Here is an 11,418-nt window from a genome sequence, read left to right on the forward strand (position 1 = left end):
TTTTTCGTCCGTCCTAAAGTAATTCATGCAGACAGTTCAAAAGCTCCGTATTCTTCTCCGGACTCATAAAGCAAAATCGGAAAAACCTCTCATCCAAAAATGGAAACGTCGAACAATTCCGAATCATAAGTCCCCGCTTAATGGCATGCTCAAACAACACATCCGCATCCACGCCCTCCTTGAGGATCTTCACCAGCATAAAATTCGCTGTAGGCTTATACACCTTCACCGTACCCCAGCCCTTCATTTCCTCATAACACCGTGTCCGTTCACGATGAATCAGCTCCCGTGTCTTACGGATATACTCTTCATCCGAGAACATCAGCTCCCCGGCCACCGCCGCCAGACTGTTAATGGTCCAGGGATTCTTATGGGTATTGATATACTTCAATAGATCCGCATTCCCCGTGACCGCATACCCAAGCCTGAGTCCCGGTGAAGCGAAAAACTTGGATACGCCCCGCAGTACCACCAGGTTATTGTAAAAATGAGTCAGCGGAATCGAATCCACCGCCGCCGCGTCCGGCGCGAACTCCACATAAGTCTCATCTACCATCACAAAGATGTCATACCGCTTACACTCATCCAGAATTTTCCGCATGGAATCCTGGGAAATCGCCGTAGAAGTGGGATTGTTGGGATTGCAGATTACCAGCAGATCAATACTTTCATTGAGCGCCGTCCTGAATGCTTCCGGATGCAGAACGAAATCGTCTTCCTCTTTAAGCGGAAAATAAAGAGACGTACCGCCGCCCAGGGAAATCTCCCGCTCGTATTCGGAATAAGTGGGTCCCAGAATCAGCGCCTTTTTCGGATGTTCCATCTGGATAAACAGCGAAATCAGCTCTGTGGAGCCATTTCCCACCAGAATACTCTCAGCGGGGGCGCCCACATAAGCTCCAATCCGGCGGCGTAAGGATGTATACTCCCGATCCGGATAAGAGGTAATCGCGTCAATATGGTCAATCAGCGAGGAACGCAGCTTCGGAGAGATGCCGAGCGGATTCACATTGGCGCTGAAACTGGTGATGTCTTCCTTTTTGATGCCGTAAACTTCTTCAATCTTCTCCAGATCACTTCCGTGAAAATGGTCTTTATGCTTAATCATTTCGAATTCCTCTTTCCTTGTGCTTTCTGACAAATAATGCTATACTGATTATAACTGGATTTCAAAAAAATGCAATCAAAACTTGGAAAGCCGCGCAGGCGGCGGAAGGAGCGAATATCTATGCGGGCGAAGCTGGAACGAATCGCAGCAGGAAAGATAGAATACGAAAAGCCGAAGATGAGTCTGTCCGAATCTCTGATCACTCTGAATTGCAGGCCGGGGGAAAAGGCGGAGAGCAGTTTTACCGTGACCGCGGATCGGCAGATCAAAGGCATCGTCTATGCTTCCTCCTGGCGGATGCAGGTGGAGCATCCCAGCTTTTCTGCCCGGACGGCGCGCATCGGTTACAGCTTTGACGGGCAGGGCCTCTGGGGCGGCGAGGAGATTGAGGGCGAATTTTGTATCGTAGCCGAGGCCGGAGAGTATCTGCTTCCGTATACGGTGCGGGTAGCGCCCCATGAGGAGCCAAAGGAAGAGGGCTACGCTTACTTTATTTCCGCCGATCCGATTGAACCGCTGCCGGAGGAAAAGAGATCGGAACAGCCGGAAGAAGTACTGGATGTGAAAATCATCGAGGATACGGAAAAGAAGGAACTGACGCCGGGAGAGGCGCTGGAACTGGCTGATCAGATCAGGCGGGGCAGACGGCCCGAGGCTCAGGGCTTTGCCCGGGTAAAAGAGGCCTATGAGCGGTATGGCGGCAGTGAACTTCTGTCAGCGATCTGCTCGATTCTGATTAAAAACGGCAGCACCGACGAAGAAAGCTTTTCCTGGTACCGGCGCGGCGTGGAGCTGGAGCTGAAAATCACCAATCTTTATGAGTACTTTATGATGTCGGTTCCCGGAACCTTTGCGGAGGCATTTCCCCGGAATCTGCTGCTTTATTTTCTCATGGAGAATACGCTGAATAATGCTCAGAAGGCGCTGCTTTACGCCAATGTGATACGTTTCCAGCCGGAGGACGGCGAGCTTTACAGGCGCTACCGGGATCGGATTGAGGCCTTTATGCTGGATCAGCTTCTGGAGCGCAGACTCAGCGAAAATATGGCTGTCATATACGAACGTTTTCTGGTGGAAGAACTTCTGACCATTGATTTTGCCGAGGCGTTGTCAGATATTATGTTCCTGCGCCGTTTCCGCTGCAATGACAGACGGATCCGGCATGTGCAGGTGCTCTATGAGCAGCTGCAGCAGAAGATTACCGTGCCTTTGAGCCACGGGGAAGCACTGATTCCCATCTATACGCCGGGGGCGGTGATTGTGCTGGTAGATGAACAGGGCAGCTGTTATACCAGCAGCGTCCCCTACACACTGACCCGTCTTATGAACGAGCGCCGTTACGTGGATAAATGCCGGGAACTGCTCCGATATCACAGAGGCTTATATCTCTACCTCTGCGACGGTATGTCCAGATGTCATGTGATTACCAGAGAAAATGTGGAAAATTATAAGCGGGTATTAAAGATTGAAGGCTTTACGGCTCATTACAAAGAAGATGTGCGCCAGGAGATCCTGCAGTTCTATTACGCAAACCAGGATCTGGACGATCTGGATCAGGAATTCTTTGTGACCGAGACAACCCGGATGACGCCGAAGGACCGGGCACGTTATGTGGAAATCCTGATTTTGCGCGGCATGTACGGGGAAGCATGGGATACGATCCGCGCTTACGATTATTCCATGGTGCGGGTAAAGCTCTTGCTGAAGCTGGCGGTCTGGAAAATGCGGGAGCTGGAATATGAGGAGGATGCCTTCCTTTTGAAGCTCTGTCTGCATATTTTCCGGGAACACAAATACAACGAAGGAATCCTGGAATATCTTTCCGGTTACTATTATGGCTCTGTGGCCATCATGGAGGAAGTCTGGAATGAGGCGCATGAGTTTGAACTGGATGTCTTTGATCTGGAAGAACGTATTCTCGGCCAGATGCTGTTTACCGGACAGGTGAAAGAAGAGGCTTATGGAATCTTTGAGGATTACCGGGCGCTGGGCGGCGACGGTCTGGTGGCGCGGGCTTATCTCACATGGATGAGCTGGCAGGATTTTGTACGGGATGAGAAAGTGCCGGAAGGAATTTATGGGCAGCTTGCGCAGGCCATTGCCTGGGAAGCCGGTCTGGCGCCGGTCTGCGAACTGGCGTATCTGCGATATCTGTCCGGCAGGCGGAAGCTGACAGAAAGCGAGGAGATACGGGCCGAGCGGATGACGAAGCTCTGTATTCAGAAGAAAATGCGGTTTTCTTTTATGAAACCACTTTTGGCCCGGCTTGGGCGCTCGGAGCTTCTGGAGGATAAGACCTTCGTGGAATACCGGGCTAATCCGGAGCATAAGGTGATTCTGCATTACGTTATCGAGTCGCCCCGGATGAAAAACTGCAATTATGTGGCGGAGCGGCTGTATCCGGTGGAGCCGGGACTTTTTGTGAAGGAATTTACCCTGTTCTACGATGACCGGCTTACCTGGTTTGTGACGGAGGAGGACGAAGAGGGCGAGCACGCTACGCCGGATCACAGCTTCGTGGAAGGCGGTGAAGAGCCGCTTGTGACCGGCACCAAATATGCTTCCATTTACGAAATGGCCCGTGCCCTGTCCGAGCACGACATGCCGGAACTTCGGCGGCAGTATGGGACCTACGGAAAAAAGAAATTTCTGGTGGAAACCATGTTTTCGTTAAAATAGACTGACATTTGTTCGGACAAGGAGGTAGCAGACAGTGGGAACCTTTGTAATAGGGTTTGATCTGGGAAAAGAGTATTCGCAGATCTGCTGCTGGAATGAAAAATCAAAAGAACCCGTCTCGGTGGCTGTGGAGCCCGGAACGGAGAAATACAGAATCCCCACAGAAACCACGGAGGCTTTTCTGAAAAAGGCCATGCGGCTTCTGAAGCCCTACGGTAAGATTCACGAGGCGGCTGCCGTGGTATTCTGTGTGGAACAGGCGGATGAGCAGACAGTGGCGGAGCTTCGGCGGGCGGCCATGCAGATGATTGGCATTCCGGAAAGCCGGATTTTCGTTCAGTCCCGTGAGGAGAGCTTCTGTGCTTATGTGCTGCATCAGCCCCGGGAAATCTGGCGGCATCAGTCCGTTCTCTTTACCTGCGAGGGAGGAGAACTTAGGAGCGCTGTGCTCAATGTGAACGGCAGGACGATTCCGGCCATGGCCCGGGCGGAAAAAGAAGAAAAATGGCAGACCGGCTTGGGGAATTATACCAATGGGGAGAAGGATCTGGCGCTGTCCGGCATTGCCCGGGATATTTTCGGAGGCCGTCCTGTGTCTTCTGTTTTTCTGGTGGGAGAGGGCTTCGATGGAAAATGGTATGAAGAAAGCCTGAAGATTCTCTGCAGTGCCGGGAAACGCGTCTTTGCGGGCAATAACTTATTTGCCAAGGGGGCCTGTTACCGGGCCATGGAAGAACTGAAGAATCCGGAGGAGCGCAGCTACGTGTTCCTGGGTGAAGATAAAATTTCCTACAATGTGGGTATCCGCACACCGGGAACGGGAAAAGACAGCCTCTATACCCTGCTGAACGCGGGAACCAGCTGGTATGAGGCCAAGGCGCAGTGCGAGGCCCTGCTTCTGGATGAACCGGTGCTGGAATTTATCTTAAAGCCCATGCAGGGAAATATGACGCTGAAGGAAAGCCTGGAGCTTACCGGCATTCCGGAACGGCCTTCCAGGACCACCAGGCTTCGGATTTTTGTGGAATTTGAAGGCGTGGAAAAGCTTCGGATAGAGGTGCGGGATCTGGGCTTTGGCGAGCTGTTTCCCTCTTCCGATATGGTCTGGAACGAAACGGTTGATTTGAGTCAGGAAGGAGGCGCGCGGGTATGGGAGCAGTGATGATTTGCCGGGATGAACCGGTAAAGACGCCCTATTACATAGAGAGCATGGGTATCCGCCTGTATTCCATGGAGGAGCTGGCGTTTTTCCTGTACGAAAATGTCTATCTGGCCGATCGTCAGATGCTGGGGAAACGCCTCTGGGAATGGCTTCGGACGGAGGCCCACAATCCGGATTTGGCGGAGAAGCTGAAAAAGGGAGCCGAGGCAGGAAGCAGCATCCAGAATATGGTTCTGACCATCCTTCGGAGCGTCGACTATTATACCCGGGAGGAGCTGACGGAGCTTTCTTCCAGGATGAAGGTGCTGAACACTTACCAGGAGCAGGAACGGCTGAAGCTCCGGGCCGACGAATATTTCATCAATGGTAATTATCTGGCGTCCATTTATGAATATGAAAAGATTCTGGACATCCGGCAGAGCGATCGGCTGGGTGTGGAGTTTTACGCCCATGTCTGGAACAATCTGGGCGTCTGCTACAGCCGTTTGTTTCAGTTTGGAAGGGCTGCACGGGCATTTCGCACATCCTGGCAGTACCAGAAGGATCCGGAGGTTCTGAAGGAGTATGTCTTTTCCATGCGGCTGGGACTGTCCGACGAAGATTTTGAACAGGCCATGGAGCTTCAGAATATTCATGGAGAACAGCTCTCAGAATATATGGAGGACTATGAACGGCTTCTGTCCGAGGCAGAGGAGCATCTGGAACAGCCGGAACATCTGGCGGAGAAAATCTATGAGCTGGAGCGGGAATATGAAAAAAATACCCGCTATGCGTAAAGTTCGGGTTGACAGACCAGAAACCAGATGTTAAAATGCAATGGTACCGTCGCTTTATCGTTGTACAGTGATTGAATGGTAGAGAATGAAAGAAAACGGTAACGAATCAGCCGCAGAGTCGGCAGTGGGAGGACAGATTATGAAAAAGAAAGTATTAAGCGTATTTTTATGTGGAGTAATGGCAGCTTCCATGCTGGCAGGCTGCGGATCTTCCGGTAAAGAAGAAGTAGTAACCAATACCGACGCCCAGGACGCGGCTGAGGACAGCGCGGATGACGCGGCAGAGGATGATACAGCTTCCGCAGACAGCGACATGGCGTATGTGGTAGACAAGGGGACTCTGGTAGTCGGTATCACTGATTTCGAGCCCATGGATTATAAAGATGACAATGGCGACTGGGTCGGCTTTGACGCAGATATGGCAAAGGCCTTCGCGGAAAGCCTGGGCGTAGACGTGGAGTTCGTAGAGATTGACTGGGATAATAAGGTCCTGGAGCTGGACGGCAAGAGCATCGACTGTGTATGGAACGGAATGACCCTGACTGACGAGGTCACAAGCTCCATGGAGTGCACCGGCGCATACCTGAATAACGCGCAGGTAGTCGTAGTACCGAAGGACGCAGCGGATAAGTATCAGGATACCGACAGCCTGAAGGATTTAAGCTTCGCGGTAGAGGCTGGCAGCGCCGGAGAGGCAGAGGTCAGCGCCCTTGGACTTAATTACACACCGGTGAAGGCACAGTCCGACGCCCTGCTTGAAGTGGCATCCGGCACATCCGACGCGGCAGTTATCGACTCCCTGATGGCAGCGGCCATGATTGGCGAGGGAACCAGCTATGCGGATTTGACTTATACCGTAGCCCTGAACAGTGAGAAATACGGCGTTGGCTTCCGTAAGGGTTCTGACCTGGCAGCCGTTCTGGACGAGTTCTTCGCAAACGCCACAGCAGATGGAAGCATGAAGGCGTGCGCAGAGAAGTACGGCGTACAGGCTGCTCTGGTACAGGAGTAATAAAAATAAAAGCAAAAGAGAAGTAAAATGGAACGAATCATAGAACAGATGCCGATTGTTCTGGGAGCATTGAACAGCGGCTTTCTGCAGACACTGAGATTATTTTTCATCACATTGATAGGAGCGGTACCCTTAGGACTGGTGATAGCTTTCGGGTCCATGTCAAAATTCCGCCCCTTGAGTATGTTATCCAAATTCATCGTCTGGATCATACGCGGTACGCCGCTTATGATCCAGCTTTTAATCATCTTTTATTTCCCGGGACTGGTATTGCATAAGCAGATCTGGGGCGGTGGAGAAACCGGTCGGTTCCTGGCCGCGTCCCTGTCCTTCGTCCTCAATTATGCCTGCTATTTTTCCGAAATCTATCGCGGCGGCATTCAGAGTGTTCCTGCCGGGCAGGAAGAAGCCGGTCTGGTGCTTGGTATGACCAAGACCCAGATTTTCTTCAAGGTTAAGCTGATGCAGATGATCAAGCGCATTGTACCGCCCATGTCCAATGAGATCATCACCCTGGTAAAGGATACTTCCCTGGCGCGTATCATCGCCCTGCAGGAGATTATCTGGGCCGGACAGGCTTTCATGAAGGGCTCCCAGGGAATCGCGGGTGAGATCTGGCCGCTGTTCTTCACAGCCGTCTACTATCTGATATTCAACGGTGTTCTGACGGTCCTTCTGGAGCGTCTGGAGCGGAAACTGGACTATTTCAGGTAACAGGAAATTCCGATGGAATTCCCTGTTACCTGAAAATATTATCGCACTGCGGCGGAGAGGTAGTATGTCGCTTAGGCGACCCGCCGCAGGCGGAGAATCCTGCGAAGCAGGATTCTTTTCAGATAAGGAGGATGTAAAAAGAATGGCAATACTGGAAGTAGAACATGTAAGCAAAACCTTTGACAAAACAGAGGTTTTAAAAGATATCAGCTTTACCCTGGAAAAAGGCGATGTAGTATCCATCATCGGATCCTCCGGAAGCGGCAAGACCACATTTCTCCGCTGCCTGAACTTTCTGGAGCACCCGGATACAGGCGTCATCCGTGTAAACGGCGAGACCCTGTTCGACGCCGCAGATCCACAGACCCGTCAGGAATCCGAGATCCGCAAAAAGAGACTGCACTTCGGACTGGTCTTCCAGTCTTTCAATCTGTTCCCGCAGTACACGGCCCTGGGCAACGTTATGTTGGCCAAAGAGCTGCTGGCCAAAGAGCAGCCGGACTACAAAGCCCGTAAAAAAGAAATCCACGCAGAGATCGAGGCCGAGGCCAAAGGTCTCCTGACCCAGATGGGACTGGCGGACAGAATGAACAACTATCCCCACCAGCTTTCCGGCGGTCAGTGCCAGCGTGTGGCCATCGCCCGCGCCCTTGCCTTGAAGCCGGACATCCTCTGCTTTGATGAACCGACGTCAGCCCTCGACCCGGAGCTTACCGGCGAGGTTCTGAGAGTCATCAAAGAGCTGGCGGATCAGAAAACCACGATGATTATCGTTACCCATGAAATGGCCTTCGCCCGCGACGTGGCCAGCCAGGTCATCTTCATGGATGACGGCCGCATCCTGGAAAAAGGCACGCCCGAAGAAGTCTTTGAGCATACCCGCGAAGAGCGTACGCGACAGTTCCTGTCCCGCTTCACGCAGGGGTAAAATAAAAACATCTCTGACCAAAGCGTCTTTGTTAAAACGTGAGGGCGGGGGAGAAAAATTTTCTCCCCCGCCTGTATTTTTACCACAAAACCCAGTTGAAAATCCGAACAATTCATATTAGAATAAAACAGATTGCAATTAAGAGAGGAGGACGTCCATCGTGAAAAAGCCCCTGATTATCCTGACCGGCCCCACCGCCGTCGGAAAAACAAAACTATCCATTGCCCTGGCGAAAGCCGTAAACGGCGAAATCATTTCCGCCGACTCTATGCAGGTTTACCGTCGCATGGATATCGGATCCGCCAAGATCCGCCCGGAGGAGATGCAGGGCGTCCCCCATCATCTGATCGATGTTCTGGAACCGGAGGAAGATTTTCATGTGGTTCTTTTCCAGAAACTGGCAAAAGCAGCCATGGAAGACATCTGGTCCCGGGGGCACATCCCCATCCTGACCGGTGGCACTGGTTTTTATATCCAGGCGCTGCTCTACGATATTGATTTTACCGAAAATGAGGGAAATGCGGAACTTCGCGCGAACCTGGAGGCTCTGGCCGCAGAGGAGGGCCCGGAAGCCTTCCACGCCCGACTGGTTCGGGCAGACCCAAAAGCAGCGGAAGAAATTCATGCCAACAACGTAAAGCGGGTTATCCGCGCCCTGGAATATTATGAAATGACCGGCGAGCGTATCTCAGAACATAATGAGGAGCAGCGGGAAAAGAAATCACCCTACAACTTCGCCTACTTCGTCCTGAATGACGAGCGCGCAAACCTTTACGGGCGCATCGACCGACGGGTAGATGAAATGATGAAGGACGGCCTGGTGAAAGAAGTGGAGAGCCTTAAAAACGAAGGCTGCAGGCGCGGCATGGTCTCCATGCAGGGGCTGGGTTACAAAGAAATCCTGGACTATCTTGACGGGGAAATACCACTGGAGGAGGCCGTGCGCGTCCTGAAACGGGATACCAGGCATTTTGCCAAGCGCCAGCTCACCTGGTTCCGGCGGGAGCGGGATGTGATCTGGGTGGAAAAACCGGAATTCGCGTACGATGATGAGAAAATTCTTGCATTTATGCTGAAAATAATAAAAGAAAGAGGAATTATGAAATGACACAGACAGAGAACATGTACCGGGAACTGGGCATCAGCCCGGCCGTATACGCATTTGGACAGGAGATAGAAAAGGGCTTAAAAGAACGCTTTGACCGGATCGATGAGACTGCTGAATATAATCAGCTTAAGGTTGTGGGGGCCATGCAGAAAAACCGTGTGGAGGCGGCCTGCTTCGCAGCTACCAGCGGCTATGGCTATAACGATCTGGGAAGAGATAAGCTGGAGGAAGTTTACGCTGCGGCGTTTCACGCAGAGGCGGCCCTGGTGCGCCCTCAGATCGCCTGCGGTACGCACGCTCTGGCAGTAGCCCTGTCCGGAAACCTGCGTCCCGGCGACGAGCTCCTTTCTCCGGTGGGCAAGCCCTACGATACCCTGGAGGAGGTTATCGGTATCCGTCCGTCCAACGGTTCCCTGGCCGAATATGGCGTGACCTACCGTCAGGTGGACTTAAAGGAGGACGGAAGCTTCGATTATCCGGCCATTGAGGCAGCCTTAAATGAGCGTACAAAGCTGGTGACCATCCAGCGTTCCAAGGGCTATCAGACCCGTCCGACCCTTTCTGTACAGCGGATCGGCGAGTTGATTGCATTTATAAAAGAAAGAAAGCCGGATGTGATCTGCATGGTGGACAACTGCTATGGCGAGTTTGTAGAACGGATCGAGCCCACGGATGTAGGCGCGGATCTCTGCGTAGGCTCTCTCATCAAGAACCCGGGCGGCGGCCTGGCTCCCATCGGTGGTTACATCGTGGGAAAAGAACAGTATGTGGAAAACGCGGCATACCGTCTGACTTCTCCGGGCCTCGGCAGGGAAGTGGGCGCGTCCCTGGGCGTTATGACCAGCTTTTATCAGGGATTTTTCCTGGCTCCGACGGTCACGGCGGCAGCCTTAAAGGGCGCGATTTTCGCAGCCAATATCTATGAAAAACTGGGCTTTGCGGTAGTGCCGGACAGCACCGAGAGCCGGCATGATATTATTCAGGCCGTAACCTTTGGAAAACCTGAGGGCGTTATCGCCTTCTGTCAGGGCATTCAGGCTGCGGCGCCGGTGGACAGCTACGTAACACCGGAGCCCTGGGCGATGCCGGGCTATGACAGCGACGTCATCATGGCAGCCGGAGCCTTTGTACAGGGCTCATCCATCGAGCTTTCCGCGGACGGTCCCATCAAACCGCCCTACGCGGTATATTTCCAGGGCGGACTGACCTGGCCCCATGCGAAGCTGGGCATTCTCATGTCCCTGCAAAGAATGGTTGATGCCGGTCTGGTACAGCTATAAGGAGAAACGGATGAAAAAGGTAGTGGTTGTAGGCGGCGGAGCCGCCGGGCTCATGGCGGCCATTGCGGCGGCAAAGCAGGGCGCAAAGGTGACGTTGTTGGAAAAAAATAAGCAGGTGGGAAAGAAAATACTGGTTACCGGCAATGGCCGCTGCAATCTGACCAACCGGGATCAGAGTCCGGACCATTACCGGAGCGCGGAGCCGGATTTTGCGGCGCAGGTTCTGTCCCGGGTCGGCATGCAGGATATTTTAAAAAAATTTACAGAATTTGGAATATTTACAAAAAACCGAAACGGCTATCTCTATCCCTACAGCGATCAGGCAGCTTCCGTGGCGGAGGTGCTGCGTCTGGAGGCGGAGCATCGGGGCGTAAAGCTGGCGTTGAATACAGAAGCACAGGCTATTACCCGGGAGGAAAATAGTTTTCGGGTGCAGACAGAAGGCTGGAGCTATCCGGCGGACGCAGTGATTTTGACCTGTGGATCCAAGGCGGCTCCGGAGACCGGATCCGACGGCGGCGGTTACAGATTGGCGGAGAGTCTGGGGCACCGAATCATCAAACCGCTCCCGGCGCTGGTACAGCTTCGATGTAAAGAAAAATTTTATGAAAAGCTGGCGGGTGTCCGGATGGACGCAAGAGAGGAGCTCTA

The 11,418-nt window shown here is 52.7% G+C and carries 10 protein-coding genes; 9 read left to right on the forward strand and 1 reads right to left on the reverse strand.

Annotated elements, in window-relative coordinates:
• Positions 1 to 13 precede the first annotated feature (13 nt).
• Positions 14 to 1,108: a pyridoxal phosphate-dependent aminotransferase gene (locus ACTRC3_RS06105; RefSeq protein WP_349164067.1), complete on the reverse strand. Its 1,095-nt coding sequence runs from the start codon at positions 1,106 to 1,108 to the stop codon at positions 14 to 16.
• A 120-nt stretch (positions 1,109 to 1,228) separates the two neighbouring features.
• Here ACTRC3_RS06105 and ACTRC3_RS06110 point away from each other — a divergent pair, with 120 nt between their 5' ends.
• The 9 genes from ACTRC3_RS06110 to ACTRC3_RS06150 form a co-directional block, all read left to right on the forward strand.
• Positions 1,229 to 3,787, forward strand: coding sequence for a DUF5717 family protein (locus ACTRC3_RS06110; RefSeq protein WP_440322298.1), 2,559 nt, complete (start codon positions 1,229 to 1,231; stop codon positions 3,785 to 3,787).
• Positions 3,788 to 3,821: 34 nt separating this feature from the next.
• On the forward strand, positions 3,822 to 4,949 hold the full coding sequence (locus ACTRC3_RS06115) for a DUF5716 family protein (RefSeq protein ID WP_440322300.1): 1,128 nt from the start codon (positions 3,822 to 3,824) through the stop codon (positions 4,947 to 4,949).
• A complete protein-coding gene (locus tag ACTRC3_RS06120) occupies positions 4,937 to 5,725 on the forward strand; it encodes a hypothetical protein (protein WP_440322302.1) in 789 nt (262 codons plus the stop codon). The genes ACTRC3_RS06115 and ACTRC3_RS06120 overlap by 13 nt, the downstream gene beginning before the upstream one ends.
• A gap of 139 nt (positions 5,726 to 5,864) precedes the next feature.
• Positions 5,865 to 6,737 carry a transporter substrate-binding domain-containing protein gene (locus ACTRC3_RS06125; protein ID WP_178039486.1) on the forward strand — a complete coding sequence of 291 codons (873 nt, stop codon included), beginning with the start codon at positions 5,865 to 5,867 and terminating at the stop codon, positions 6,735 to 6,737.
• A gap of 27 nt (positions 6,738 to 6,764) precedes the next feature.
• Positions 6,765 to 7,451: an ABC transporter permease subunit gene (locus tag ACTRC3_RS06130; RefSeq protein WP_178039487.1), complete on the forward strand. Its 687-nt coding sequence runs from the start codon at positions 6,765 to 6,767 to the stop codon at positions 7,449 to 7,451.
• Between the two features lie 142 nt (positions 7,452 to 7,593).
• A complete protein-coding gene (locus tag ACTRC3_RS06135; protein WP_349164062.1) occupies positions 7,594 to 8,379 on the forward strand; it encodes an amino acid ABC transporter ATP-binding protein in 786 nt (261 codons plus the stop codon).
• A gap of 160 nt (positions 8,380 to 8,539) precedes the next feature.
• A complete protein-coding gene (miaA, locus tag ACTRC3_RS06140) occupies positions 8,540 to 9,487 on the forward strand; it encodes a tRNA (adenosine(37)-N6)-dimethylallyltransferase MiaA (RefSeq protein WP_440322305.1) in 948 nt (315 codons plus the stop codon).
• Positions 9,484 to 10,767 carry a methionine gamma-lyase family protein gene (locus ACTRC3_RS06145; protein WP_349164060.1) on the forward strand — a complete coding sequence of 428 codons (1,284 nt, stop codon included), beginning with the start codon at positions 9,484 to 9,486 and terminating at the stop codon, positions 10,765 to 10,767. Before miaA ends, ACTRC3_RS06145 begins: the two co-directional genes overlap by 4 nt.
• Positions 10,768 to 10,777: 10 nt before the next feature.
• Positions 10,778 to 11,418: aminoacetone oxidase family FAD-binding enzyme (locus ACTRC3_RS06150; RefSeq protein ID WP_440322308.1), on the forward strand; the 641-nt coding region annotated here is incomplete at its 3' end.

The sequence above is a fragment of the Laedolimicola sp. genome (assembly GCF_051972735.1).
Taxonomy (GTDB): domain Bacteria; phylum Bacillota; class Clostridia; order Lachnospirales; family Lachnospiraceae; genus Laedolimicola; species Laedolimicola intestinihominis.

Bases quoted from the DNA above. Each gene is read 5' to 3' on its own strand.
- ACTRC3_RS06120 (WP_440322302.1), top strand. From the start codon at position 4,937: ATGGGAGCAGTGATGATTTGCCGGGATGAACCGGTAAAGACGCCCTAT.
- ACTRC3_RS06130 (WP_178039487.1), top strand. From the start codon at position 6,765: ATGGAACGAATCATAGAACAGATGCCGATTGTTCTGGGAGCATTGAAC.
- ACTRC3_RS06125 (WP_178039486.1), top strand. From the start codon at position 5,865: ATGAAAAAGAAAGTATTAAGCGTATTTTTATGTGGAGTAATGGCAGCT.
- ACTRC3_RS06105 (WP_349164067.1), bottom strand. From the start codon at position 1,108: ATGATTAAGCATAAAGACCATTTTCACGGAAGTGATCTGGAGAAGATT.
- ACTRC3_RS06145 (WP_349164060.1), top strand. From the start codon at position 9,484: ATGACACAGACAGAGAACATGTACCGGGAACTGGGCATCAGCCCGGCC.
- ACTRC3_RS06110 (WP_440322298.1), top strand. From the start codon at position 1,229: ATGCGGGCGAAGCTGGAACGAATCGCAGCAGGAAAGATAGAATACGAA.
- ACTRC3_RS06135 (WP_349164062.1), top strand. From the start codon at position 7,594: ATGGCAATACTGGAAGTAGAACATGTAAGCAAAACCTTTGACAAAACA.